This window comes from Streptomyces sp. Act143 (assembly GCF_003143935.1).
Lineage (GTDB): Bacteria > Actinomycetota > Actinomycetes > Streptomycetales > Streptomycetaceae > Streptomyces.
In genome coordinates, this window is record NZ_QFRX01000001.1 from 6,203,951 (window position 1) to 6,230,525 (window position 26,575).

Consider the following 26,575-nt stretch of genomic DNA (forward strand, 5'->3'; position numbering starts at 1 on the left):
GGGTGCACACAGGCACATTAGTCCGAATCACAGGGATGTCTTGGTTGACGACCCAACGATTAGCCGTCCGGCCCCGGTGAGTTCACCTGGATGTCGTTTTGGATTCCTAAATTTCCCCGGAATCCCCCCACGCAGCCGTAAACCCAAGAACTCGCCTCGGATTCGGTAAGAGGTCCGAGAGAAAAACGGGAGTGCCATGACGACGGTCCAGAAGAGACGTGCACGGGCGCGTGGAGGGGAACTGGACGACTGCCTGCGCGCCTGCGCGGTGCACAGCGGCAAGCTCGTCGGCAGCGTCGACCGCCGACGCGTCGAGCTCGCCGAGCAGTTGCGCAAACTCCTCGTCGTATGGGGCACCTCCGGCGCCGCAGCGCCCGCGGCCACCCCGGCGAGCGGCGCCACCGCCCTGCTCAAGCGGGCCGTGAAGGGCGCGGCCACGCCGTCGAACGGCATCCCCAACGAACTGCTCGACGCCCTCCTCGCCGTCGCCAACAAGGCGTTGGAGTGCGGCTACGACGACGAGTTGAACCTCGCCCTCGTCATCAGCGACACCGTCCTCGCCCAGCGCAAGAACTCCCGCGCCGGCTGGCGGCTGCGCGCCCGGCTCCTGGAGACCCTCGGCGACGAGGCCGAGGCCGTCGAGGCGTACGACAAGTACCTCGCCCTCACCGACGACGACGGGTTCGGCGTCCGCGCCCGGATCGCCGGTCTGCGCGTCGCCGCCGAGAAGGAGCGCGAGCTGCTCGCCCTGCTGCGGCGGCAGAACCCGCGCGCCGAGGAGTTCACCCGCCGCGCCGCCACCGACGTCTGGGCCGAGGGCCTCGCCGCGCACGCCGTCGGGGACTGGACCGAGGCCGAGCCGCGCCTCGTGGGAGCGCTCCTCGCCCTGGCCGCCGAGGACGCCCCGGTCGCCGACCGGCAGGAACTCCTCAGCCAGTACCTGGACCTGCGGACCACCGAGTCGACCGACCTGCCCGCCCTCACCGAGGCCCTCGCCCTCTACGCCGAGCAGCGCCGCAACCGCATGCGCGGCCCCGTCGCCGACCCCACCGTCGGCGGCGTGCAGTGGATCAGCCTCGGCGAGTTCCGCAACCGGATCGCCGGCAAGTCGATCTGCCTGATCGCCAACTCCGGTCGGGTCGGGGCCAGTTCGATGGGCGCCGAGATCGACGCGTACGACCTCGTCGTCCGCTTCAACTCGTACCGGATCGACCCGAAGCACACCGGCAGCCGCACCGACATCCACGCCACCATCCACAAGCACGGCTTCAACTGGGACCAGCGGGTCGACACCCGGCTGGTGTTCGGCGGCATCTCCGGCGACTGGAAGTACTCCCTGCGCAACCGCCTCGTCCCCGGCGCCCAGACCTTCCTGGGAGACGAATCGCTGCGCTGGCCGGTGCGCAACATCGGCAAGCTCGGCACCGACGTCTGGTCCGGCATCCCCACCACCGGCTTCAACATGCTGTACCTGCTGGACTTCCTGGACGTCAGCCCGACCCTCGACCTGATCGGCTTCGACTTCTACGAGAGCGGCGCCTACCGCGTCCAGGAGGCCATGAAGCTCGCGATCACGTCCGTGCACGAATACACCAGCGAGAAGGCATGGGTCATGCAGCGGGCCCAGAGCGTGACCGACCTGAGGATCTCCCTGCGATGACCACGAACACCCTGACCGCCGCCCCCGTCACCGACGCCCACGCCCTCACCGGCAAGCGCCGCATCGCCTTCGCGTCCTACGTCGACGAGAACTACCTGCCCGGCTTCCTGACCCTGCTCAGGAGCCTCGCCCTGTCCAACCCGGGTGTGTGCGAGGACTTCGTCGTCCTCTACGACGACCTGCGCCCCGGCTCGATCGCCCGCATCCGCGCCCTGCATCCGCGGATCGTCCTCAAGCGCGTCGACGACACGCACTACGACGCGTACAAGAAGGGCGACCAGGACAACTACCTGGTCCGCAAGGCGTACTTCATCCTGGATGTGTTCCGCATCCGCGAGTACGACACCGTCATCACCCTGGACACCGACATGGTCGTCCTCGGCGATCTGCGCGAACTCCTCGAACTGCGCGAGGGGCTGGCGGCCGTACCGCAGTTCTTCTACGGGCAGCACAAGCTCAACTCCGGACTCCTGGTCATCCAGCGCGAGTACCTCAGCGACGAGTTCTGCGCCCGGCTCGACCAGTGCGGGCGCTCCGGCGACTACGAGCTCGACAAGCACGACCAGGGCATCCTCAACGCCGTCCTCGACGGCGACTTCATCCGCCTCGACCCGCGCTACAACTTCGTCAAGCGGCGGCTGTCGGGCGACCTGCCCGTCCCGGACGACACCGCGATCCTGCACTTCACCGGCCGCCACAAGCCGTGGCAGGGCGGTGAGGCCGGGTACAGCCAGGCCGAGGACAAGTGGCGCGAGTACGAGCTGACCGACGCCGAGTTCCAGGCGGCCTACCTGGAGTCCGCCGGCGGCCTCCACCACGACCTGGTCGTCCACCTCGGCACCCCGCACGTGAAGCGCACCGGCGACGTCGAGGTGGCCCGCAAGGTCGCCGCCGCGCACATCGCGAACGGCGGCTACCAGGACGCCGTCGACATCCTCTCCGGTGTCCGCATCCCCCTCGACGAGGCCTGGCCGCACGAGGTCCTCGGCCACGCCCTGATGAGCGTCTCCCGCTACGAGGAGGCCAGGGCCCGGCTGCTGCTCGCCACCGCCGCCCCCAACCGGGCCGCCACCGCCTACGCCCGGCTCGCCCAGCTGGCCTGGGTGCACGGCGACAACACCGAGGCACTGCGGTACGCCACCGCCGGCCTCACCGTCGACCCGACGCACCGCCCGAGCCGCCTGTGGGCCCAGCGGGCCGCCGCCGTGCCCTCCCAGGAACGGGGCAGCGCCGACGACCAGCTCGCCCACGTCGCCTTCTACATGGACCGGCAGGGCAACGCGGGCGACAAGCTCCTCCCGGAGACCGTCCGCCTCGCCTTCGGCCCGGACACCACGTCCCGGCGCTGGCACTCCGTCCACGCCCACCGCCTCTTCGACGAGGCGGCCCTGGAGCGCGTCAACGCCCGCCGCGGCCTGGTCATCGGCGGTGGCGGGCTCTTCATCCCGGACACCATGCCCAACGGCAACAGCGCCTGGCAGTGGAACGTCCCGGACGCGCTGCTGAACCGGATCGACGTCCCGATCGCGGTCTTCGCCGTCGGCTTCAACGCCTTCGACGGCCAGTCGTACCGCGCCCACCGCTTCCGCGAGTCGCTCCTCCAGCTCGTCGAGCGCTCCGCCTTCTTCGGCCTGCGCAACCACGGCTCGATCGAGAAGGTCCGGGCGATGCTGCCGTCGCACCTGCACGACAAGGTCCGCTTCCAGCCCTGCCCCACCACGGTCATGCGCCAACTGGTGGCGGGCTGGCAGGACCCGGCAGAGCGGGACGACACGATCCTGATCAACGCCGCCTACGACCGCGCGGGCCTGCGCTTCGGACACGACTACGCCTACTTCCTCGCCCAAATGGCCCAGGCCGTAAGGGACTTGGCGGCGCTGGGCGAGGTGAAGTGCGTGGCGCACTCGCTCGACGACGAGAAGATCGCCTTCGACCTGCGCCGCGAGCACGGCATCTCGATGCCCGTCATCCCGATGTACGACTTCGAGAACGACGAGATCCGCGACCTGTACGCCCGCACCAAGCTGGTCATCGGCATGCGCGGCCACGCCGGCATGATCCCCTTCGGCGTCGGCACGCCGATCATCAGCCTGATCTCGCACCCGAAGATGGCTTACTTCCTGCGGGACATCGAGCGCCCGGAGTGGGGCGTCTCGGTCCACGACCGGCACCTCGCCGCCCACCTCGTGGAGCGCGCGAAGGACCTCCTCGCCGACCACGCCAAGACGGTCGCCGACGTCCACGGGCGCCAGCAGGAGCTGTGGAAGGTCACCGAGGCGAACGCGGCGGATCTGCGGGTGATCCTGGGGAGCTGAGAGACCGCGGGCCCCCACGGCACAGGGGGCCCGCACCTTTCGTCACGGGCGCCCGACGGCCTTGTGGAGCAGCCGGCCGAGCTTGGAGCCGCTCTCCGTCCGCTCCTTGTCGTACGCCTTCCGCAGCTGCTCGAAGTGATCCGCGCGGGTCCGGCTCAGATACGCGTCCGACTGGAGCGGCTTGGCGATCGACCAGGCGCGCCTGTGCTGACCGTCGTAGTGGGCGACATACGCCTTGGACAGTTCCAGGACGGACTTGAAGGGGATGCCGTCGGTGTGGTCGCGGTCGATCCGCTCCTGGACGGCGGAGATCAGCTTCAGCTTCTCGTCCACGGTGTAGTCGTCCTCGGTGATCCGCCTGAGAACGTCCGCCGGGACCGGCTTCACCACCTCGAAGGCCAGCGTGGAGCGGATCGGCGGGCCCGCGATCTCGATGTACGGCAGCAGCGCGCCCGTGCTGTGGTGCAGCCACGGCAGCCGGGGCCCGGCGAAGTCCTGGTGGAGCACGACCGTGCCGACCCGCATCCGGCTCAGGAACCGCTCCGAGACGCACCGGAAGACCCGGGCCGTCTTGGCGATGTCGATGTGCAGGAACTCCACCGGGGTGGTGTCCTCGGGGTCCGAGGTCTGCCAGAGGTCGCCCGCGTGGATCTCCACGAAGGGCAGGAAGGGGCCGAGACGGCGCTTGAAGTCGTCCAGGAAGGAATCGTCGTCGGCCGGCCTGCGGCCGGAGTCGAAGAACTTCTCCGACGCGAACGTGCCCTTGCCGACACGGAAGAAGTCGTACGCGTGCAGCCGTCCCGTCCGCTCGTCGAACACCGGGCTCTCGTGCAGGCCGAGCGCGAGGGCGTACGTCGACCCGCCGCCTCCGGAGCCGAGTTCGACGATCTGCCCCTGGCCGGTGAGGTGGTGGCGGCCGACCAGGTACAGGAACTGCAGCTCCCAGGTGCTGCACTGGGTGTAGGGCAGGTCCTCCGGCAGCTCGACGCTGTCGAAGAGGGAGTAGAGCCGGCCGAGCTTCGTCATGAGAGCCTCACGGGATTCGGATAGCGGTGCCCGTGATCCTAGGGACCTCGAACACCGCTTCACCATTGAATCAACGGAGTAACTCGATGATGGGGCTCTATTTCCATGCCCTTTGCGGGTAGTTCATGTCTGATTCGCTCAGCGCTTCACGGCCTTCTTCAGCGCCTTCGCCCGGCGCACCACCCTGCGCGCCGTCGAGTTGTGCGGCAGGAACGCCAGCCGCTCCGGGATGCCGCCGGGCAGGCCCAGGGAGGTGAGGCGCTTCTTCTTGAAGTAGCGCCGGGTGCGGGGGCGCAGGTGCTCGGCGAGGTACCTCTCCGCCGTCGCGCGCCGGGCCGGGTAGATGCGGTCCTGCATGGTGAAGCCGACCGCAGCGACCAGATCGGTCAACTCCGCCGCGGGCAGAGGCTCTTCGCCGCCACGCTGCTCCAGGTCCGGCAGCACCGCGTCCGCCAGCACCGCCGGAACGCGGTTGCTGTTCTGGTACGGGGTCAGCCGGTCCAGCAGGGGTTCGGTGCCGACGCGGGCGACCGGGAGGCCGTAGAACTCGGTGGCCGTGAACAGGGCCGTGGAGAAGCAGCCGACGACCAGTGCGGGGCGGGCCTTCTCGAACAGCACCTCGGCGAGGACGGGCGTGTCGAGGACGGTGAGATCGACGCCCAGCTTCTCCGCCTCGGTCTCCAGGGCGCGGCTGAAGCGGGCCGGCGCCGTGGGGTGCGGCTTGAAGACGACCGAGCGGTGCCCGCGCTCGACCGCGCCGCGCAGCATCCGCACGTGCAGGGCCTCCTCCTCCTGCGCGGAGAGGATGTTCAGCGCGGACAGGTACTGGCCCAGCAGCAGCGCCGAGTTGTCCGGCAGCAACGGCAACCCGGCAACCGTCTCGGCGAGTTCGCTCAGCACCTTCAGGAAGGCGCCCGTGGGCACCACCTGCGCGGGCACGTCGAACTCGGTGAGCAGCAGGGGCGTCAGCCCCGGCACGAGGTCGAGGTGGAGCAGACGGCGCACCCGGGTGCCGACCAGCGGGTCGAGCTTGTTGCGGGTGGGGCCGTAACTCATCAGGCCGTCCGCGTAGACGTGCACGGGGGCGCCGGTGAACAGCTGCGCCACGGTCAGCGCCGGGGTGACCTGGATGGACTCCAGGACCAGCTCCACCCGGTCGTCCCCGAGGCCCCACAGCAGCCGCAGATAGCGCTCGAGGAGCGGGATGTCGTCGGCACGCGGGGTCCAGGCGCCGGGATGGAAGGGACGGATGGCCTCGTTCCAGGACAGCACCGCGTCGAAGTGGGACCGGAGGGGCTCGAAGCCCGGCATCTCGTCCAGCGGCGAAGTGGTCTCCGGCGTCGCCGAGTTGTTGAACACCAGCAGCACCCGGCGCTCGGCCTCGTCGAAGAGGTCGGAGTCGATGGCGGCGGCCAGCGTCGCCGCCCCGTACAGCGTGGAGGCGCAGAAGATCTGCGTGGTCGGGGTGGACATCAGGCGGCCGCCTTCGCTGTGGTGACCCGCCGCCGCAGCCGCCTCAGCTTCGAGGAGCGGCGCAGGTCCATCGTGTCGAGTACGTCCCCGAGCATGTCCTGCGGCATCCGCTTGATCGCCGCCGCGCTGCGCGCCCGCAGCTCCTTGGCGACGGCCGGCTCCCACTTGGACTCGTCGGACAGGTGGTGGGCGATGATCGCGCAGTAGGTGCGCACCGCCTTGGGCAGCAGCCGGTCCGCGTCCCGGTCGGCGGCCGTCTCCTCGATGACCTGGTCGAAGGCGCGGATGAAGTCCAGCTGGCGGGCGTCGCCGATCTGGGTGAGCGAGGAGGCCACCCCGCGCCGGTAGAACACGCCCAGCAGGCTCACCACGGCGAACGACTCCGCCTCGCGGTGCAGCTTCCAGATCCACGGCCGGTCCTCGGCGGTCCGCAGCCCGTCCGTGAAGTGCAGCAGCCCCCTGTCCAGCAGCCGCCGGTGGTACGCCCCCGCCCACGCGTAGGCGTAGTCCACGGACGTCGTCCGGTCGGCGGGCAGGATCGCGTCACGCGGGTTCAGCACCGCGCCGCGCAGCCCGACCGGGGCCCGGTGCACGGACCGGGCGCGGGCGGTCGCCTGCACATGGTCGGTGCGGACGAAGTCGCAGCCCAGGTCCTCGATCGCCGCCACCAGGTCGGCGAAGTACCCCGGCGCGAGCCAGTCGTCGCCGTCCAGGAAGGTGAGGTACTCGCCGGTCGCCGCGTCGAGCCCGGTGTTGCGGGCGGTGGCGAGTCCGCCGTTCTTCTCATGACGGATGTATCTCACCTGCGCGACGTCCGAAAGCGACTCGGCCGCCCGTTCGAGAATAGCGGGCGTCTCATCCTTCGATTTGTCGTCGACGAGGATGAACTCGAAGTCGCTCCGGGCGTTGAGCCGCAGACTTCTGAGGGTGTCCGGGGCGTATTGCTGCACGTTGTAGAACGGCACGATCACGGAAAGCTTTGGCACCCGAGAAACGCTAGAAGGCCGCCCGGCTGGGCAACTTGACGCCGAAGGTACGGGGGGTGAACTCGATGTGTCGGAATGGTGCATCCCCTGTACTTCCGGCGCTTTCACGGGCCAGTTCGGCTCTCGGTGGGCTGTTGTTAACTTTTCGTTGATTCGCGGTTGGGCCATACCTAGGAATTGCTTCCTAGCGTCTTCGACGTGCCAGCAAGTACGTCAGCAACCACAACGACGCCGATGCGCATCGCGGTCCTCGCGGATTCCGACACCCGCTGGAAATGGGGTGCGCTGACCGCCCATCGCATCGCACCGCGTGACGCCGCGCAAGAGGCCTCCGGCCTGAGCGGCTTCCTGCTGCGCGGCCGGGCCACGCCCACCCCGCGCCAGCTCGCGGAGGTCGGGGTCGAGGCCGAGGCGCTGCGCGAGGTGACGGCGGTCGAGTTCCTGCGGGCCATGGCCGAGGAGTCGTACGACATCGTCGTGCTCGCCCTCGTCGGCGGTGGCGTGCAGGCCATGCTGCACGGGCTGAAGCGCGTGTGGGAGGGTCGCTCCGAGCGCCCCGTGGTCGTCACCGGCTACGTCGGCGTCGTCTACGAGAAGCTCGCCGACGGCCTGCTGCTGCGGCACGGGGCGGACCTGGTCCTCGCCAACTCCCGCCAGGACGCGGAGCGTTTCCGGTCCGTGTACGAGGGGGTCGGCGCCGACGCCGCCGCGGTGACGGAGGTGGCGCTGCCGTTCCTGGGCGGCGCGGCCTACGAGGGGGAACACGACCCGTACACGGTCGTCTTCGCCGTCCAGCCGTCCGTGCCGGACAGCCGCAAGGACCGTACGTACCTGCTGAACCGGCTGATCCGGCACGCCCGGCTGCACCCCGAGCGGGAGGTGCTGCTGAAGCTCCGCTCCAAGCCGGGCGAACACACCACCCACATCGAGGAGCAGCCCTACCAGAAGCTGGTCCAGAAGCTCGATCCACCGGCCAACTTCCGCCTGGTGTACGGGAACATGGGCGAGGTCCTGGACCGCACCGATCTGCTGGTCACGATCAGCTCGACGGCCGCGCTGGAGTCACTGCACCGCCGCATCCCGACGGTCGTCCTGACCGACCTGGGCGTACGGGAGACCCTCGGCAACCACCACTTCGTCGGCTCCGGCTGCCTCGCCTCCTGGGACCAGCTCGACGACGGCCACCGGCCGTCGCCCGACCCCGAGTGGGTGGCCCGGCAGGGGGTCGTGGCTGGGGGTTCCTCCTCTGGGGGAGGCTCGTACGCGACCGCGTTCGACGCGGCGCGCGAGCGGATCGCGAAGCTGCTGGCCGGCACGCTGCCGCCGCTGACGCCGTACTACACGCCGGCGACTGCCCCCGGCTACCTGCCCGGCATCCTCGCCCGGCACCACCTGGGACCCGATGGCAGCCCGCTGCCGGGCGCCCCCGCCGCCGACAAGGAGCCCGGCCCGGTCCGGCAGATCGTGCGACGGGCGGCGCGCGGCGCCTACCGGCACGGGGTGCAGCGCGTCGCCCCCGTCATCCGGCGGATGGGCGAGCTGTGACCTCTCTCGAAGGACTTCAAGGAGCAGATCTCATGTCCAACCCGTCGGTACGCCGCGTCCTCGCGGTGATCCCCGCGCGCGGCGGCTCCAAGGGGGTGCCCGCGAAGAACCTCGCGCCCGTCGGAGGCGTCCCCCTCGTGGCGCGGGCCGTGCGGGAGTGCCGGGCCACCCGGCTCGTGACGGACGTCGTCGTCTCCACCGACGACCAGGCCATCGCCGCCGCGGCCCGGGAGGCGGGCGCCGAGGTCGTGCTGCGGCCCGCGGCCATCGCCGGGGACACGGCGACCTCCGAGGCGGCCGTGCTGCACGCCATGGACACCCACGAGGCGCTGCACGGCGCGGCCGTCGACGTGGTGATGCTCGTGCAGTGCACCAGCCCCTTCATCGTCCGCGAGGACGTCGAGGCGGTCGCCGCGGCGGTCGTCGAGCAGGGCGCCGACACGGCGGTCACCGTGGCCCCGTTCCACGGCTTCATCTGGCGCGACGAGGCCGACCCGGCCGCGCAGCCCGGCGGTTACGGCGTCAACCACGACAAGTCCTTCCGCCCCCGCCGCCAGGACCGCCCCCAGGACCTCCTGGAGACCGGCGCCGCCTACGCGATGGACGCGGCCGGCTTCCGCAAGCACCAGCACCGCTTCTTCGGCCGCACCGAACTGGTCCGTACGGACCCGGCCCGGGTGCTGGAGATCGACGACCCCCACGACCTCGCACGGGCACGTGCGCTCGCGCCCCTGCTCGACGCCGACCGCCCCGGCGCCCTGCCGTCCTTCGCGGACGTCGACGCGGTCGTACTGGACTTCGACGGCACCCAGACCGACGACCGGGTGCTGATCGACGCCGATGGAAAGGAGTTCGTCTCCGTGCACCGCGGGGACGGACTCGGCATCGCCGCCCTGCGCAGGTCGGGCCTCCGGATGCTCATCCTCTCCACGGAGCAGAACCCGGTCGTCGCCGCCCGCGCACGGAAGCTCAAGATCCCCGTGCTGCACGGCATCGACCGGAAGGACCTCGCCCTCAAGCAGTGGTGCGAGGAGCAGGGCATCGCGCCCGAGCGCGTGCTCTACGTCGGCAACGACGTCAACGACCTCCCGTGCTTCGCCCTCGTGGGCTGGCCCGTGGCGGTCGCGAGCGCCCACGACGTGGTACGCGGCGCCGCCCGTGCGGTCACCACCGTCCCCGGTGGCGACGGCGCGATCCGAGAGATCGCCAGCTGGATCCTCGGCCCCTCTCTCGACTCCCTCGACAAGTAAGGAACGTTCCTCGAATGTCTGCCAACACCCGCCTCCGCACCTTCGGCACCGAGCGCATCGCCGGCCCCGGCCAGCCCGTCTACATCTGCGGCGAGATCGGCATCAACCACAACGGCGAGCTGGAGAACGCCTTCAAGCTCATCGACGTGGCCGCCGAAGCCGGCTGCGACGCCGTGAAGTTCCAGAAGCGCACGCCCGAGATCTGCACCCCGCGCGACCAGTGGGACATCGAGCGCGACACCCCCTGGGGCCGGATGACCTACATCGACTACCGCCACCGCGTGGAGTTCGGCGAGGACGAGTACCGCCAGATCGACGCGTACTGCAAGGAGAAGGGCATCGCCTGGTTCGCCTCCCCGTGGGACACCGAGGCCGTCGCCTTCCTGGAGAAGTTCGACGTCCCCGCCCACAAGGTCGCGTCCGCGTCCCTGACCGACGACGAGCTGCTGCGCGCCCTGCGCGCCACGGGCCGCACGATCATCCTCTCCACCGGCATGTCGACCCCGAAGCAGATCCGGCACGCCGTCGAGGTCCTCGGCAGCGACAACATCCTGCTCTGCCACGCCACTTCGACCTACCCGGCGAAGGCGGAGGAGCTCAACCTCCGCGTGATCAACACCCTCCAGGCCGAGTACCCGAACGTCCCGATCGGCTACTCCGGCCACGAGACGGGCCTGCAGACCACGCTGGCCGCGGTCGCGCTGGGCGCCACCTTCGTCGAGCGCCACATCACCCTCGACCGCGCGATGTGGGGCTCCGACCAGGCCGCCTCCGTCGAGCCGCAGGGCCTCACGCGCCTGGTCCGCGACATCCGCACCATCGAGGCCTCCCTCGGCGACGGCGTCAAGAAGGTCTACGACTCCGAGCTCGGCCCCATGAAGAAGCTGCGCCGCGTCACCGGTGTCGTGGCCGAGGCGGAGATCGCCGCGGCGGCGGGCGAGCCGGTCGCGGTCTGAAACCGAGTCGGGTCGATCGAGTCGCCAAGGGGACGGTAGTACGCCGATGAGCCGCCGCGCCGGATCCGCCGGGACCTCCACTCTCGCGTTCGTCGAGAGCCCGGTACAGCTGCTGAACGTGCTGGAGTGGGCGCACACGCAGGGAGTGTCCGGTGCGGCGCCCGGCGCGGCCTCCGGTCGCGGACTCACCCTCGTCGTCCTGTCCCCGACGGACCCGATGACCCGGGGCCAGCTGCGCCGCATGGCGGAACTGGCCCGTGAGGAGGGGCACGAGGTCCGCTGGGAGGAGGCCCGGGGCGGTCCCGCGGCCCCCTTCCAGACGATCGGCGGCCTCGCGGGCATGCTCCGCAGGGCCGGCCGGGTCGTGCTGGGCGACCCGTTCTCCCGCTACGTACAACTGCTGCTGACGATCACCCGCGCCACCGACCTGGTGGTGGTCGACGACGGCACGGCCACGATGGAGTTCGTGGCCCAACTCGCCCGCGGCGAACGCCTGGTGCGCTGGCACCGCAAGGGCGGCCGGCCGGGACCGCGCGACGTGGTCTTCGCCCCGGTGTCGTCGGTGGCGCGCAAGCGGCTGACGCCGCGGGACGGCCGGGGCGTGGAGATCTTCTCCTCGATGCCGATGGAGGAGACTCCGGAGGGCGTGACCGTGGCCGCCAACACCTTCGCCTGGACCCGCTCCCGCTTCGGCCCGCCCCGCATCACCAAGGGCGCCGACATGGTCGGTACGTCGCTGGTGGAGACGGGGGTGGTGGACGGGGAGGCGTATCTGGAGGCGGTGAAGGTGCTGTCCAAGACCCACGGCACCACCCGCTACTTCGCCCACCGCCGGGAGAGCGCCGAGAAGCTGCACCGGCTGGCGGTGGAGACCGGGCTGGAGGTGGTCCGCCCGGACCTCCCCCTGGAGCTGATCGCCCGCCGGGGCCCGATCGGCCGCACGATCCTCAGCTTCCCGTCGACCGTGGTCCACACGCTGCCGCTGGCGCTGTCCGGCACGGAGGTCAAGGTCGCGGTCTGCGACATCGACCCGGCGTGGCTGACGGAGAACGCGTCGCCGCGGGCGCAGGGGTTCCTGTCCGGGGTGACGGGAACGGCGCGGGACGTGCACCGGCTGTCGGCGGTGGCGGCGGTGTAGACCGCCCGGGCGGCATCAGTCGTCCTGGGCGGTGTGGGCGACCACGTACGCCTTCCGGTACTTCGCCTGTCCCTGGGGCTCGCGCACGGTGCGGCTGTGGAGCTGGAACCCGGCGGCGGTGAGCAGCTCGACGACCGTCTCGGGCTTGCGCCAGTAGTAGTCGAGCGAGATGGCGTGCCCGAATCGCTCGTCGAGATGCAGCCGGTCGTCCTTCTCGTCGAACTGGAAGGCCAGCAGCAGATACCCGCCGGGCACGAGCACCCGCCGGAACTCGGCGAAGACACCGGGGAGTTGCGCGTCCGGCACGTGAATGATCGAGTACAGCGCGGCGATCCCGCCGAGCGTCGCGTCCGGCAGGTCCAGGGACGTCATCGACCCGACGTGGAAACGGAGTTCGGGATAGGTCCGCCTGGCCATCGCCACCATGCGGGACGAGATGTCGATTCCGAACACCGGCACCCCGAGCGCGTGCAACCGCGCGGTGACGGCCCCGGGCCCACTCCCCACATCGGCCACAGGCTCCCGCCCCCGCTCCTTCACCAACTCCGCGAACCCGCTGATCAGGGCCCGGTCGAAGGTCTGCGCACCGGCCCAGTCCGCACACTCCTCGGCGTACTCGTCGGCGATCGTGTCGTACGCGGCACTGGTGGCCCGTATGAAGGCGGGGGTGTCGGCGTCCATGGGGGCACCCTAGCGACGCGCCGCGAAGCCGGGGGGAAAGGCGGCAGGCCTGTGCGCGGAAGGCGCTTGCCCCGGGGAGGGCATGCCTGGAAGCGAAACGTTGCCCGCCTCCCAGGAAGCGGAGCGGGGTGCCCTATGGGGTGGTCCTGTCCGGGCGAGGTCGTTCGCGGGGCTGGGGGAGCGGCGGGTGGGGTGAGGGAGGGGGCTCCGCCTCTTCCGCCGTCCAGGTGAATCCCGCCAGGGCGCCCGGCCCCCGCTCCGCGACCGGTGCCGCCTGCTCCCGCCTTCGCCGCAGCAGCCACACCCCCGCCCCGAGGGCCCACCCCGCCGCGATCATCACGATCAGCGCCGCCAGTCCCAGCCCCACCGTCCCGTAGAAGCCGACCTTCGCCAGCAGCCCCGGGATCCGCTCCTCACCGCAGCCGCACGCCTGCCGGGCGGCCGGGGCCGCCGAGGTCGTCGTGATCGTCATGCGAAGGAGATGCCCGGCACCCCCGCTCCCGTCACGCCGCGTGGCGGAAACGTCGCGCGGCGGTGATGATTCCGGGACCGGAACAAGCGTCTCGACGGAGGCAGGGTGGATTCCTGGCAGGGTGCGGTCCCGACAGGTGAACAGAGCCGACGGGGTGGCATCGCGGCGTGGTATCCCAGGAGGTGTGGGGGAGTGACGGACACGACCGGGCGCCTTCGATCAAGGCAACCGCAGGTCAGCCACCGTCACTCTCCGTGGATCGTATGATCCATCCGACCGGAAGGCCGGGCGAGTTTACCCATCCCAGCCCATACGTATGCGCCCAGCGGCCAGATTTTCTTCCCCTAACGGGTTGAACTTTTGTTGATCGAGGGTCAGTTGGCCACCCGGGCGTCCTACCCTTCAGAGGGTGAAGCAATTGATGTCCCAAGAGTCCGAGGCCGAACCAGTCGGGGAAGCGGTGCTTCCCGGCACGCTGCCCGAGAGCCTGCGTGCCGAACTCGTCGCGTTCCGACGCGACTTGCACATGCACCCCGAGCTCGGCAACCAGGAGTTCCGCACGACCGCGGCCATCAAGGCGCGGCTCGAGAAGGCCGGGTTGCGGCCCCGGGTCCTCCCCGTGGGCACCGGGCTCATCTGTGACATCGGCGAGTGGGACGGCGGCAAGCCCATGCTCGCGCTGCGCGCCGACATCGACGCCCTGCCCATTCCGGACACGAAGAGTGAGTGCGCGTACCGCTCCACCGTGCCCGACCGGGCGCACGCCTGCGGCCACGACGTGCACACGACCGTGGTGCTCGGCGCCGGTCTCGTCCTCGCCGAGCTGCACCGGCAGGGGCGGCTGCCGCGGCCCGTCCGACTGCTCTTCCAGCCCGCCGAGGAAGTGCTGCCCGGCGGCGCCGCCGACGCCATCGAGTGCGGCGTGCTGGACGGGGTCGGGAAGATCGTCGCCGTGCACTGCGACCCGCGGGTCGACGCCGGCCGGATCGGACTGCGCACCGGCCCCATCACCTCCGCCTGCGACCGGCTGGAGGTCTCGCTGGACGGCCCCGGCGGGCACACCGCGCGGCCCCACCTCACCACCGACCTCGTCACCGCCGCCGCCCGCGTGGTGACCGACGTGCCGGCTGTCGTCGCCCGACGCGTCGACAGCCGCAGCGGACTCGCGATGACCTGGGGACGCATCGAATCCGGCCACGCGCCGAACGTCATCCCCCAGCACGCCGAGCTGTCCGGAACCGTGCGCTGCCTGGATCTGGAGGCCTGGCGGCAGGCGCCGGACATCGTCGTCGCCGCGATCGACGAGATCGCCAATCTGCACCGGGCCAAGTCCGAGATCAATTACGTGCGGGGCGTCCCGCCCGTCGTCAACGACCCGGACGTGACCGAGCTGCTGCGGGACGCCATGACCGCGCGGCGCGGTGCGCAGTCCGTCGAGGGCACCGAGCAGAGCCTCGGCGGCGAGGACTTCTCCTGGTACCTGGAGCACGTGCCGGGCGCCATGGCCCGCCTCGGGGTCCGGACGCCGGGCGAGCGGACCGTGCGCGACCTGCACCAAGGGGACTTCGACGCCGACGAGTCGGCGATCACCGTGGGCGTGGAGATGTTCACGGCCGCCGCGCTGCTCGACGCCGCCTCCTGAGGCCGTAGCGAGAAGACCGCGCGAAGGGGCACCTGCTCGGCATCTCCCCGGCACCTGCCCGGCATCTCCCCGGCGCCTCCTTTGGTGCCCCTTCGTCCCCTTGTGTCACCCGTGCGTAACCGGGTTCTCGCGAACGTAACCCGCTGTCGGCACGGTTCGATAACGGCCACGAGAAACCCCGTTCCCCTCCCCTTCTACGCGCGTTACTGTGCGCCGAAATCGCCACCGTTGGCGGCACATTGGGGATGCGGGGCCGTTCGGCGGTGCCGTGGGGATGAAGGGGTGCTTGCTGTGCGTCGAATATCCAGGAGGACCAGGTTCTCCCAAGCGGTGGTGGCCGTCTCGGTCATCGCTCTCGCGGCCGTCGGGTGCGGTGAGTCCAGCACCAAGGCCGACAGTGACAAGGCGTCCACCTCGGCGGACGGCAAGTACTCGGGCAAGGGCATCGGGCTCGCGTACGACATCGGCGGCAAGGGCGACCAGTCCTTCAACGACGCCGCCTACGCGGGCTTCGAGAAGGCCGACAAGGAACTGAAGATGGGCGGCACGGACATCGAGCCGCAGGACGGCGAGTCCGAGGCCGACAAGGTGCAGCGCCTGGAGCAGCTCGCCAAGTCCGGCTACAACCCGGTGATCGGCGTCGGCTACATCTACGCGACCGCCATCAAGGAGGTCGCCGCCAAGTACCCGAACACCACGTTCGGCATCATCGACGACGAGACGGTCAAGGCGAACAACGTCGCCGACATGGTCTTCTCCGAGGAGCAGGCCTCCTACCTCGCCGGCGTCGCCGCCGCCAAGGCGTCCAAGGCCAAGCATGTCGGCTTCATCGGCGGTGTGGACATCCCGCTGATCCACAAGTTCGGCGCGGGCTTCATGCAGGGCGTCAAGTCCGTCGACCCGAGCATCAAGATCGAGTCGCAGTACCTCACCGAGACCCCGGCCGAGGGCGGCTTCTCCAGCCCCGACAAGGGCAAGGAGGCGGCCAGCGGCCAGATCGAGAAGGGCGCCGACGTCATCTACCACGCCGCCGGCCTCTCCGGTCAGGGCGTGATCTCCGAGGCCGCCGCCAAGAAGGTGTGGGCCATCGGCGTGGACTCCGACCAGTACAACCAGGACGCGCTCAAGTCGTACAAGGACTACATCCTCGGCTCGGCCCTGAAGAACGTCGGCGGCGCCGTCTACGACCTCGCCAAGTCCGTCCACGAGGGCAAGCCCCTCACCGGCGTCCAGCGCGGCGACCTGAAGTCCGGCGGCGTCGGCTTCGCCGACTCCAACCCCAAGTACAAGGCCATGACGGACGTCGTCGCGGCGGTGGAGAAGGCCAAGCAGGACATCGTGGACGGCAAGGTCACGGTCAAGACGTCGTAACGGCGCCAAGATCGACATCAGGCCACGCCGCCAGGTCCGTCAATAGGCCCTCTGGGCGCCCTTCCAGCTCGTACGCCCCTGAAGGGGCGGGCGCCGAATTCGCGCCTGCCCCGCCGTGCCTGGCACGCACGCTCGCCGCGTTGCCGGACCGCCCACGTGGCTCCGCCACGCGGACGCCCCGGCGCCTTGCGATCGCACGCACCAGGCACGGCAGGGCCCGCCCTCCGGGCGGACGACGCGAATTCGGCGCCCGCCCCTTGCCTCCCGCAAGGGGCGTACTGCTGTCCGTAATCTGGGCTGTATCTGTGGCCACAGCTCGATAACGGACCGGACAGAAGGGTTTTTCCGTCTGGTCTACGCGCGTTACGCTGCGGCGGAACCAGCGCCTGGTATGGGCGCTTGCACAAAGGAGTCTCGTTCCATGCGCCGGGTGTCCCGTATCACGGTTGCAGGCGTTGCAACCGCAGCCCTTGCCCTGACCGCGTCCGCGTGCGGCAGCTCGTCCAACGAGTCGTCGAACAGCGACAGCAAGAACCTGGGCCTCGCCCTGGCGTACGACGTCGGCGGCAAGGGTGACCAGTCCTTCAACGACGCCGCGACCGCCGGCATGGAGAAGGCCGACAAGGAGTTCGGCTACAAGTCGACCGCGGTCGAGCCGCAGGACGGCGAGTCCGAGGCGGACAAGGTGCAGCGCCTGGAGACCCTGGCCAAGCAGGGCTACAACCCGGTCATCGGGGTCGGCTTCGCCTACGCGCCCGCGGTCAAGGCGGCCGCCGCCAAGTACCCGAAGACCACCTTCGGCGTCGTCGACGACGAGCAGATCAAGGCCGACAACGTCGCGGACCTCGTCTTCTCCGAGGAGCAGGCCTCCTACCTGGCCGGCGTCGCCGCCGCCAAGACCACCAAGTCCAACGTGGTCGGCTTCATCGGCGGTGTGGACGTGCCGCTGATCCACAAGTTCGAGGCCGGCTTCAAGCAGGGCGTCGCGGACACCAAGAAGGGCGTCACGGTCAAGTCGCAGTACCTGACCGAGACCGCCGCCGAGGGTGGCTTCTCCAGCCCGGACAAGGGTGAGGCCGCCGCCGAGGGCCAGATCGACGACAAGGCGGACGTCGTCTACGCCGCCGCCGGTCTGTCCGGCCAGGGCGTCATCAAGGCCGCCAACGCCAACAAGGTGTGGGCGATCGGCGTCGACTCCGACCAGTACAAGCAGGACGCGCTCAAGGCGTACAAGGACTCGATCCTGACCTCCGCCATGAAGAACGTCGAGGGTGCGGTCTACGACCTGGCCAAGTCGGTCAAGGACGGCAAGCCGGAGACCGGTGTCATCCGCGGCAGCCTCTCCAACGGCGGCGTGAGCCTGTCGAACTCCAACCCGGTCTTCGCGGACAACAAGGACACCCAGGCCGCGATCGAGAAGGCCACCGCGGGCATCAAGGACGGCTCCATCAAGGTGAAGACCTCCTGACCCCACCCGGTCACAGGCCTTGGCCAAATAAGCGCTGTAATGGCAGCGTTACGGCCACGGAACGGGGTGCGGAGACCATGGCTCACCGCACCCCGTTCGCGCGGCAGAATGCTCGGAACGGATCGTTGGCCGAAAATGAACGATCAGGTCCGGGCACTATTTAAAGCAGGGGCGCTACGCGCGTAGAGTGGCCCCTTCCACAAGGAGAGTGCGCCATCGACGCGACCAGCAGCCCTCCGCTCACCGATCAGTCGACGATCGCCGTCGAGCTGGCGGGGATCACCAAGCGGTTCCCGGGTGTCGTCGCCAACCACGACATCCACCTGACGGTACGAAAGGGCACCGTCCACGCCCTCGTCGGCGAGAACGGCGCCGGCAAGTCGACCCTGATGAAGATCCTCTACGGCATGCAGAAGCCGGACGAGGGCACCATCGCGGTCGCCGGCGAGCAGGTGACGTTCGGCAGCCCCGCCGACGCCATCGCCCGCGGCATCGGCATGGTCCACCAGCACTTCATGCTCGCCGACAACCTCACGGTCCTGGAGAACGTGGCCCTCGGCAGCGAGAAGCTGTACGGCATCGGCGGTGGCGCCCGCAAGAAGATCAAGGAGATCTCCGACCGCTACGGGCTCAACGTGCGCCCCGACGTCCTCGTCGAGGACCTCGGTGTCGCCGAGCGCCAGCGCGTGGAGATCCTCAAGGTCCTCTACCGCGGCGCCCGGACCCTGATCCTCGACGAGCCCACCGCCGTCCTCGTGCCGCAAGAGGTCGACGCGCTCTTCGACAACCTGCGCGAGCTCAAGTCCGAGGGCCTGTCGGTCATCTTCATCTCGCACAAGCTCGGCGAGGTCCTCTCCGTCGCCGACGAGATCACCGTCATCCGGCGCGGCACGACCGTCGGTACGGCCGTCCCCGCCGAGACCACCCCGCGCCAGCTCGCCGAGATGATGGTCGGCAGCGAGCTCCCCACCCCGGAGACCGCCGAGTCGACCGTCACCGACCGGGCCGTCATCGAGGTCAAGGGCCTCACCGTCTACGCCTCCGGCGGCGCCTCCATCGGCGTCGACACCGAGTCCGTCACCGGCGGCCTCGCGGCGGCCGGCGCCGACGTCAAGAAGGCCCTGGACGACGTCACCTTCACCATCCACGCCGGTGAGGTCATGGGCATCGCCGGTGTCGAGGGCAACGGCCAGACCGAGCTCATCGACGCGCTGATCGGCACCAAGAACGCCGACTCCGGCACCATCGCCTTCCTCGGCGAGGACATCACCCCCTGGCCCACCCGCAAGCGCCGCGAGCAGGGCGTCGGCTACATCCCCGAGGACCGCCACCGCCAGGGCCTGCTCCTGGAGGCCCCGCTCTGGGAGAACCGCATCCTCGGCCACGTCACCGAGGCCCCCAACGCCAAGGGCTTCTGGCTCAACCCCAAGGGCGCCCAGGCCGACACCCGCCGGATCGTCGAGGAGTACGACGTCCGCACCCCCGGCATCGACGTCACCGCCGCCTCCCTGTCCGGCGGCAACCAGCAGAAGCTGATCGTCGGCCGCGAGATGAGCCACAGCCCGAAGTTCCTGATCGCCGCCCACCCCACCCGCGGTGTGGACGTCGGCGCACAGGCCCAGATCTGGGACCGCATCCGCGAGGCCCGCCGCCAGGGCCTCGCCGTGCTGCTGATCTCCGCCGACCTGGACGAGCTCATCGGCCTGTCGGACACCCTGCGCGTGATCTACGACGGCAAGCTCGTCGCCGACGCCAACCCCGCGACGATCACCCCGGAGGAGCTCGGCTCCGCGATGACCGGTGCCGCGACCGGACACCTTGAGCACGTAGAGACCGGCGAGGCCGCCGGATCCGCCCCGGAGGACGAGGCCCGATGAAGAAGTTCGACAAGGAGCGCCTGCTCCTCGCCGTGGCCGGTCCGGCCCTGGCGCTCGTCGCGGCGATCCTGCTGACCTCGGTCGTGCTGGTCGCCTCCGGCAAGAGCCCGATCGAGCCCTACCGGCTGATGATCGAGCAGGCCGGGTTCTCCGACGTCCAGGTCCTGATCATCAACCAGGCGTCGATGTACTACATCGCCGCCCTCGCGGTCGCCCTCGGCTTCCGCATGAACCTCTTCAACATCGGCGTCGACGGCCAGTACCGCCTCGGCGCCATGATGACCGCCGTCGTCGGCGCCCACGTGGCCCTGCCGGCCGCCCTCCAGGTGCCGCTGCTGCTCCTGGTCGGCGCGCTCACCGGCGCCATGTGGGCCGGTATCGCGGGCGTGCTGAAGGTGACCCGGGGTGTCAGCGAGGTCGTCGCGACGATCATGCTGAACTCCATCGCCACCAGCGTCATCGGCTACCTCACCCTCACCGACAACTGGGGCGTGCCGCTCGGCGACAACGTCACCACCGGTGTGATGAAGGAGTCCGGCTGGGTGCCCGGCATCGACCTCGGCTCCGACGTCGGCGAGATCTACGGCCTGGTCTTCCTCGCCGTCGCCATGGGCGTCGGCTACTGGTTCGTCCTCAACCGCACCCGCTTCGGCTTCGACCTGCGCGCCACCGGCGAGTCCGAGACCGCCGCCGCGGCCTCCGGCGTCAACGCCAAGCGCATGGTCCTCACCGCGATGCTGATCTCCGGCGCCGTCGCCGGCATCTCCGGCCTGCCGCTGCTCCTCGGCGACGTCCACACCTACAGCCTCAGCTTCCCGGCCGGCCTCGGCTTCACCGCCATCGGCATCGCCCTGCTGGGCCGCAACAACCCCGGCGGCATCGCCCTCGCCGCCCTGCTGTGGGCGTTCCTCGACAAGGCGTCCCCCGCCCTCGACTACGCGGTCCCGGAGCCGTACGAGAAGGAGATCGCCACGATCATGCAGGGCCTGATCGTGTTCGCGGTCGTCATCTCCTACGAGGTCGTCCGCACCTGGGGCCTGCGCCGGCAGCAGAAGCGCGTCGGTGAGGAACTCGCCGCGGCCGCCGCCCAGAACACCAAGAAGGAGGTGGCGGTCTGATGAGCACCGCGACCATCGCCAAGGCGCCGGCCAAGCAGCCCGGCAAGGGCGGCCGCCGCATGTCGCTGCCCGTCCTCCTCCTGATCATCGCGGGCGTGCTGGTCCTGACCTCGGCCGTCCGACTGATCACCGACGCGGACGGCATCACGTCCACCGGCCAGATGTCCACCGCCCTGCGCGCGGCCGTCCCGATCGGCCTGGCCGGCCTCGGCGGGCTGTGGGCCGAGCGGGCGGGCGTCGTCAACATCGGCCTCGAAGGCATGATGATCCTGGGCACCTGGTTCGGCGCCTGGGCCGGCTACCAGTGGGGCCCCTGGACCGGCGTCGTCGTCGGCATCATCGGCGGCGCGCTCGGCGCCGTCCTGCACGCCATCGCCACGGTCACCTTCAACGTCAACCACATCGTCTCCGGTGTGGCCCTGAACATCCTGGCCCTCGGCACCACCCGCTACCTGTCGAAGTTCACCTTCGAGGACGCCCCGCAGGGCTCCTCCAAGCAGTCCCCGCCGATCGAGTCGCTCGGCACCTTCGACGTCCCCGGTCTGTCCAGCTGGCTGGAGACCCTCAACCAGAAGCACTGGTTCCTGGTCTCCGACATCGCGGGCCTGGTCGGCGGTCTGATCACCGACCTGTCGCCGCTCACCGTCGTCGCCGTCGCCCTCGTGCCCGCCACCTGGTACGTGCTGTGGCGCACCTCGTTCGGCCTGCGGCTGCGCTCCTGCGGCGAGAACCCGATCGCGGCGGAGTCCCTCGGCGTCAACGTCTACAAGTACAAGTACATCGCCGTGATCATCTCCGGCGGCTTCGCCGGCCTCGGCGGTGCCTTCCTGTCGATCGTGTCGTCCAACGTGTACCTCGACGGCCAGACGGCCGGCCGCGGCTACATCGGTCTCGCCGCGATGATCTTCGGCAACTGGATGCCGGGCGGACTCGCCCTCGGCGCGGGCCTGTTCGGCTACACCGACAGCCTCAAGCTGCGCGGCGGCACCACCAACGTCCACGCGCTGATCCTGCTGCTCGCGATCCTGCTGGTGGCCGGTGCGATCTACCTGATCTGGAAGAAGAAATACGTCCCCGCCGCCGTCACCGCCGTGATCTCGGCCCTGATGTTCGTCTGGTACACCACCACGAACGAGGTCCCGAACCAGGTCGTGACGGCCAGCCCGTACGTCATCACCCTCCTCGTCCTGTCGCTGTCCGCGCAGCGCCTGAGGATGCCGAAGGCGGACGGACTGCCGTACCGGAAGGGCCAGGGCAAGTGACCGTCTCCGCCGACTTCGACTGGGACGCCCTGCGGGAGGTGGCACGCGAGGCGATGAGCCACGCCTACGCCCCCTACTCGGGCTACCCGGTCGGCGTCGCGGCCCTCGTCGACGACGGGCGCACGGTCTCCGGCTGCAACGTCGAGAACGCCTCCTACGGCCTCGGCCTGTGCGCCGAGTGCGGGCTGGTCTCGGAGCTCCAGCGCACCGGAGGCGGCCGGCTGACGCACTTCACGTGCGTGGACGGCCGGGGCGAGGTGCTGGTCCCGTGCGGTCGCTGCCGTCAGCTCCTGTACGAGTTCGGCGGCCCCGACCTGCTGCTGGAGACACCGGCGGGAATCCTGCCGCTGTCGGAGATGCTGCCCCAGGCCTTCGGCCCGGACCATCTCACCTCCAAGTAACTCCCGTGCGGCCCCTCTGCCTCGGCGCGGAGGGGCCGCGCGATTTCTCTGTACGTCCGGAAGGAAAGCCATGACTGTGGCGATGGATGCCATCTCCGTCATCCGCACCAAGCGGGACCGCGGCGAGCTCAGCGACGAGCAGATCGACTGGGTCATCGACGCGTACACCCGCGGCGAGGTCGCCGACTACCAGATGGCCGCGCTGAACATGGCCATCCTCCTCAACGGCATGAACCGCCGCGAGATCTCCCGCTGGACCGCCGCGATGATCGCGTCCGGCGAGCGCATGGACTTCTCGTCCCTCTCCCTGCCGACGGCGGACAAACACTCCACGGGCGGCGTCGGCGACAAGATCACGCTGCCGCTGGCGCCCCTGGTCGCGGCGTGCGGAGCGGCCGTTCCCCAGCTCTCGGGCCGCGGCCTCGGCCACACCGGCGGCACGCTCGACAAGCTGGAGTCGATCCCCGGCTGGCGCGCGCTGCTCTCCAACGAGGAGATGCTGCACGTCCTGGACACCACCGGCGCGGTGATCTGCGCGGCGGGCGACGGCCTGGCCCCGGCGGACAAGAAGCTGTACGCGCTCCGGGACGTCACCGGCACGGTCGAGGCGATCCCCCTCATCGCCTCGTCCATCATGTCGAAGAAGATCGCCGAGGGCACGGGCTCCCTGGTCCTGGACGTGAAGGTCGGCTCGGGCGCCTTCATGAAGACCATCGAGGACGCGCGGGAGCTGGCGTCGACGATGGTCGGCCTCGGCACGGACCACGGTGTGAAGACGGTCGCCCTCCTGACGGACATGTCGACCCCGCTCGGCCTGACGGCGGGCAACGCGCTGGAGGTCCGCGAGTCGGTGGAGGTCCTGGCGGGCGGCGGCCCGGCGGACGTCGTCGAGCTGACGATCGCGCTCGCCCGCGAAATGCTGGACGCGGCGGGCGTCCGCGACGCCGACCCGGCCAAGGCGCTGGCCGACGGCTCCGCGATGGACGTCTGGCGCCGGATGATCGCGGCGCAGGGCGGCGACCCGGACGCCGAGCTCCCGGTGGCCAGGGAGCAGCACGTCATCAAGGCGGGCGCCGCCGGCGTCCTGACCCGCCTCGACGCCTACGACATCGGCGTCGCCGCCTGGCGCCTGGGCGCCGGCCGGGCCCGCAAGGAGGACCCGGTACAGGCGGGCGCGGGTGTGGAGATGCACGCCAAGCCCGGCGACACGGTCACCGAGGGCCAGCCCCTCCTGACCCTCCACACGGACACCCCGGAGCGCTTCGAGTACGCCCTCCAGGCGATCGAGGGCTCCTACGACATCGCAGCGCCCGGAACGGACTTCACCGCCTCCCCGGTGGTGCTGGAGCGGATCGCCTGATCCTCCGCCGACGTCAGGGACCCCGGCCTCCGGGCCGGGGTCCCTGGTGCGTACCCGGTCAGCCGAGCAGGGCCGCCACCACCACCAGCACCGGCACCGACAGCACCGTCGACACCAGGATCGAGTCCCGCGCCAGCCGCTCGCCCACCCCGTACTGGGAGGCGTACGTGTAGAGGTTCTGCGCGGCCGGGAGTGCCGAGGTGACCACCACGTCCAGGAGTTGATGGCCGCGCAGGCCGAAGACGCCCGCCGCCAGGACCCAGGCCAGGGCCGGCTGGCCGAACGACTTCAGGGCGACCGACAGCAGGACCGGGGCGCGGTCGGGGCCCTTGCCCGGCATCGTGCTGCCGCACAGGGAGATGCCGAAGGCGAGCAGGACCGCCGGGACGGACATGCCGCCGATCAGCGTCAGCGGGTCCATCACCGGGCTCGGCACGCGCACCCCGGTCGCCGCCGCGAGGACGCCCGCCAGGGAACCCACGGCGATCGGATTGCGCAGGGGCGTCAGCAGACGGCGCCACAGCGGCCCCTTGTCACCGTCACCGGACAGGTCGAGGACCGTCACCGCGACCGGCGCGACCAGGACGAGCTGGAACAGCAGCACCGGGGCCACCAGCGAGGCGTCTCCCAGCACGTACACCGCGATCGGGATGCCCAGGTTGCCGGAGTTGACGTAACTGGAGCACAGCGCGCCGATCGTCGTCCGCCCCACGCCCCACCCCCGTACGACACCCGCCGTGACGAACACACCCGCCGCCGCTGCCGTGCTGAGCGCCGTCACCAGCAGGCGGCTGGAGAAGACCACCGACAGGTCGGCCTTCGCCAGTGTGGTGAACAGCAGGGCGGGCGAGGCGACATGGAAGGCGAGCTTGGTCAGCACCTCGCGGCCCTGGTCGCCCAAGTAGCCGCGCAGACCGATGACATAGCCCACGCCGATCACCACCGCGATCACGGCGAAGCCCGTCAGCACTCCCTGCACGGAACCTCCTCGGAGGTGAGAAGGGCGTGCGGGAGCCGGGGCGGTGCCGATATGTGGGGCATGCACCTAACCCTCCGGGGCAGGAGGGGGGCAGGTCAATGTGATCCCGGTCGGCGGACAGACGCCAGGGCGGCCCCGGCCGCGATGAGTTCCGCCGCCCCCTCCGGTCTACCGCTCGTGGACGCTGCCATGACACCCGCCGTACTCGTGCTCGCCCGCCCCGTCACCCGGGACGAGGTGGTGGGGCTGTGCGAGGACGTGCGAGGGCTGCTGGCGGCCACCGGGGCGGGGGTCGTGGTCTGCGACGTCGGCGGGCTGGGACCGCCGGGGCTCGGCGTCGTCGACCTGCTGGCGCGGTTGCAGCTCGCCGCCCGGCGGGCCGGGGGGCGGATCAGACTGCGCGATCCGGACCCGGCGCTACACGCTCTTCTCGGCCTGGTCGGACTCCGCTTCGAGATGGAGGGGGAGGCCGAACAGCGGGAACCACCGCTGGGTGTCGAGGAAGAAGTGGAATCCGGTGAGCCGCCCGTCTGAGATCTCCAGTACCTGCACCGCCCAGGGGGCGTAACCGCCCTCCTCGGGGTCCGGCTTGTACTGGGCGAAGCCCGGCAGACCGTTGACCTGCACCGGCACCAGACGGGAGCCCTCGCAGGCCGAGCCCAGCGTCGTCATGAAGCCCGTGATGTCGTCGTGGCCCGTCAGCCACAGGTCGAACGGCGGCATCGTCATGATGGCGTCCTCGTGCAGCAATGCCGTCAGGGCCGTCATGTCGTACCCCTCGAAGGCCGCCACATAGCGGTCCAGGAGCTTCTGCTGCTCCTCGTCCAGCGGGTCGGAGACGGCCGCCTCCGCGCCATGCCGGCCCTCGCCCTCGGCGAGGGTCGCGCGGGCCCGCTGAAGGGCGCTGTTGACCGACGCGACCGAGGTGCCGAGGAGCTCGGCGACCTCGCTCGCCTTCCAGGCCAGGACCTCGCGCAGGATCAGCACCGCCCGCTGCTTCGGCGGGAGTTGCTGGAGGGCGGCCATGAAGGCGAGCCGCACGGACTCCTTGGCGACGGCCGCCTCCGCCGGGTCCTCGACGGTGGGCAGGACGCGGGCGTCCGGCATCGGCTCCAGCCAGGTGTTGTCCGGGCGCGGGGAGAGGGCGGCCTGGGCGAGGGGGGTGGACTCGGTGAGGTCCATGGGGCGGGCGCGCTTGTTGCTCGCGGTCAGCATGTCCAGGCAGACGTTGGTCGCGATGCGGTACAGCCAGGAGCGCAGACTGGACCGGCCCTCGAACTTCTCGTAGCTCCGCCAGGCCCGGACCATCGTGTCCTGCACCGCGTCCTCGGCCTCGAAGGAGGAGCCGAGCATGCGGTAGCAGTAGCCGGTCAGCTCGACCCGGTGCTTCTCCAGCCTGATGTCGAGGTCCGCCGTCGTCGTGTCCGTCATCGTCCACCCACCCCTGTGGCCGTTCTGTGTCGCGCCTTTGCGCCCAGCACGTCCGAAGCTATCGCAGGGCACTGACAACGGCCCCTGGAGCAGGTGAACACGCAGGTCAGAAAGCCGATCCCCCTGGCCGACCGACCTCGACCAGGGGGAAGACAGGGGGAGCG

22 protein-coding genes are annotated in these 26,575 nt (G+C 70.3%); 15 read left to right on the forward strand and 7 right to left on the reverse strand.

The annotated features are described in order from the left end of the window. Positions 1–196: 196 nt before the first annotated feature. Both DI272_RS28330 and DI272_RS28335 read left to right on the forward strand, forming a co-directional pair. The gene (locus tag DI272_RS28330) at positions 197–1,660 is read left to right on the forward strand and encodes a glycosyltransferase family 29 protein (protein WP_109498047.1); all 1,464 of its coding nucleotides are present in this window, start codon (positions 197–199) and stop codon (positions 1,658–1,660) included. After that, positions 1,657–3,975, forward strand: a complete 2,319-nt coding sequence (locus DI272_RS28335; protein ID WP_109498048.1) for a glycosyltransferase — start codon at positions 1,657–1,659, stop codon at positions 3,973–3,975. Before DI272_RS28330 ends, DI272_RS28335 begins: the two co-directional genes overlap by 4 nt. Positions 3,976–4,017: 42 nt before the next feature. Here DI272_RS28335 and DI272_RS28340 read toward each other — a convergent pair whose 3' ends face one another. The 3 genes from DI272_RS28340 to DI272_RS28350 all read right to left on the reverse strand — a co-directional run bounded on the left by DI272_RS28340 (position 4,018) and on the right by DI272_RS28350 (position 7,460). After that, positions 4,018–5,001, reverse strand: coding sequence for a hypothetical protein (locus DI272_RS28340; protein ID WP_109498049.1), 984 nt, complete (start codon positions 4,999–5,001; stop codon positions 4,018–4,020). A 138-nt stretch (positions 5,002–5,139) separates the two neighbouring features. Then, positions 5,140–6,474: an alpha-2,8-polysialyltransferase family protein gene (locus DI272_RS28345; RefSeq protein ID WP_109498050.1), complete on the reverse strand. Its 1,335-nt coding sequence runs from the start codon at positions 6,472–6,474 to the stop codon at positions 5,140–5,142. Next, positions 6,474–7,460 (reverse strand): glycosyltransferase family 2 protein, encoded by a 987-nt coding sequence (locus DI272_RS28350; protein WP_109498051.1) that lies wholly within the window; start codon positions 7,458–7,460, stop codon positions 6,474–6,476. The genes DI272_RS28345 and DI272_RS28350 overlap by 1 nt, the downstream gene beginning before the upstream one ends. A 234-nt stretch (positions 7,461–7,694) precedes the next feature. On the opposite strand from DI272_RS28350, the gene DI272_RS28355 reads away from it, so the two are divergent. Genes DI272_RS28355 through DI272_RS28370 form a run of 4 tightly spaced genes read left to right on the forward strand, consistent with a single transcriptional unit; the run spans position 7,695 to position 12,349 of the window. Further along, positions 7,695–9,005 carry a DUF6716 putative glycosyltransferase gene (locus DI272_RS28355; protein WP_109498052.1) on the forward strand — a complete coding sequence of 437 codons (1,311 nt, stop codon included), beginning with the start codon at positions 7,695–7,697 and terminating at the stop codon, positions 9,003–9,005. Between the two features lie 32 nt (positions 9,006–9,037). Then, positions 9,038–10,255, forward strand: coding sequence for an N-acylneuraminate cytidylyltransferase (locus DI272_RS28360; protein WP_109498053.1), 1,218 nt, complete (start codon positions 9,038–9,040; stop codon positions 10,253–10,255). Between the two features lie 14 nt (positions 10,256–10,269). After that, on the forward strand, positions 10,270–11,211 hold the full coding sequence (locus DI272_RS28365; protein ID WP_109498054.1) for an N-acetylneuraminate synthase family protein: 942 nt from the start codon (positions 10,270–10,272) through the stop codon (positions 11,209–11,211). A gap of 46 nt (positions 11,212–11,257) precedes the next feature. Further along, positions 11,258–12,349 carry a hypothetical protein gene (locus DI272_RS28370; RefSeq protein ID WP_109498055.1) on the forward strand — a complete coding sequence of 364 codons (1,092 nt, stop codon included), beginning with the start codon at positions 11,258–11,260 and terminating at the stop codon, positions 12,347–12,349. Between the two features lie 15 nt (positions 12,350–12,364). Here DI272_RS28370 and DI272_RS28375 read toward each other — a convergent pair whose 3' ends face one another. Then, positions 12,365–13,030 carry a class I SAM-dependent methyltransferase gene (locus DI272_RS28375; RefSeq protein ID WP_109498056.1) on the reverse strand — a complete coding sequence of 222 codons (666 nt, stop codon included), beginning with the start codon at positions 13,028–13,030 and terminating at the stop codon, positions 12,365–12,367. 133 nt (positions 13,031–13,163) lie between these two features. Next, on the reverse strand, positions 13,164–13,502 hold the full coding sequence (locus tag DI272_RS28385) for a hypothetical protein (RefSeq protein ID WP_181387336.1): 339 nt from the start codon (positions 13,500–13,502) through the stop codon (positions 13,164–13,166). A gap of 421 nt (positions 13,503–13,923) precedes the next feature. Here DI272_RS28385 and DI272_RS28390 point away from each other — a divergent pair, with 421 nt between their 5' ends. The 8 genes from DI272_RS28390 to DI272_RS28430 all read left to right on the forward strand — a co-directional run bounded on the left by DI272_RS28390 (position 13,924) and on the right by DI272_RS28430 (position 24,001). Beyond that, a complete protein-coding gene (locus DI272_RS28390; protein WP_109498057.1) occupies positions 13,924–15,144 on the forward strand; it encodes a M20 family metallopeptidase in 1,221 nt (406 codons plus the stop codon). A gap of 333 nt (positions 15,145–15,477) precedes the next feature. After that, positions 15,478–16,515: a BMP family protein gene (locus DI272_RS28395; protein ID WP_258314910.1), complete on the forward strand. Its 1,038-nt coding sequence runs from the start codon at positions 15,478–15,480 to the stop codon at positions 16,513–16,515. 421 nt (positions 16,516–16,936) lie between these two features. Further along, on the forward strand, positions 16,937–17,983 hold the full coding sequence (locus DI272_RS28405; RefSeq protein WP_109498059.1) for a BMP family protein: 1,047 nt from the start codon (positions 16,937–16,939) through the stop codon (positions 17,981–17,983). Between the two features lie 215 nt (positions 17,984–18,198). Continuing rightward, positions 18,199–19,860 (forward strand): ABC transporter ATP-binding protein, encoded by a 1,662-nt coding sequence (locus DI272_RS28410; protein ID WP_109498060.1) that lies wholly within the window; start codon positions 18,199–18,201, stop codon positions 19,858–19,860. Further along, a complete protein-coding gene (locus tag DI272_RS28415) occupies positions 19,857–20,978 on the forward strand; it encodes an ABC transporter permease (RefSeq protein WP_109498061.1) in 1,122 nt (373 codons plus the stop codon). The genes DI272_RS28410 and DI272_RS28415 overlap by 4 nt, the downstream gene beginning before the upstream one ends. Next, positions 20,978–22,240, forward strand: a complete 1,263-nt coding sequence (locus tag DI272_RS28420; protein WP_109498062.1) for an ABC transporter permease — start codon at positions 20,978–20,980, stop codon at positions 22,238–22,240. The genes DI272_RS28415 and DI272_RS28420 overlap by 1 nt, the downstream gene beginning before the upstream one ends. Beyond that, complete coding sequence (locus DI272_RS28425) at positions 22,237–22,641, forward strand: cytidine deaminase (RefSeq protein WP_109498063.1); 405 nt, start codon at positions 22,237–22,239, stop codon at positions 22,639–22,641. The genes DI272_RS28420 and DI272_RS28425 overlap by 4 nt, the downstream gene beginning before the upstream one ends. A 76-nt stretch (positions 22,642–22,717) precedes the next feature. Beyond that, positions 22,718–24,001: a thymidine phosphorylase gene (locus DI272_RS28430; RefSeq protein ID WP_109501078.1), complete on the forward strand. Its 1,284-nt coding sequence runs from the start codon at positions 22,718–22,720 to the stop codon at positions 23,999–24,001. Between the two features lie 58 nt (positions 24,002–24,059). On the opposite strand, the gene DI272_RS28435 is transcribed toward DI272_RS28430, so the two are convergent. Beyond that, a complete protein-coding gene (locus DI272_RS28435; protein ID WP_109498064.1) occupies positions 24,060–24,980 on the reverse strand; it encodes an AEC family transporter in 921 nt (306 codons plus the stop codon). Between the two features lie 144 nt (positions 24,981–25,124). Between DI272_RS28435 and DI272_RS28440 the strand changes: the two genes are divergently transcribed. Then, complete coding sequence (locus DI272_RS28440; protein WP_146238394.1) at positions 25,125–25,514, forward strand: STAS domain-containing protein; 390 nt, start codon at positions 25,125–25,127, stop codon at positions 25,512–25,514. Here the strand turns inward: DI272_RS28440 and DI272_RS28445 are convergent. Further along, entirely contained in the window at positions 25,398–26,411 is a 1,014-nt protein-coding gene (locus tag DI272_RS28445; RefSeq protein WP_109498065.1) for a sigma-70 family RNA polymerase sigma factor, read from the reverse strand. The two genes, DI272_RS28440 and DI272_RS28445, sit on opposite strands and share 117 nt — an antisense overlap. Positions 26,412–26,575 lie beyond the last annotated feature (164 nt).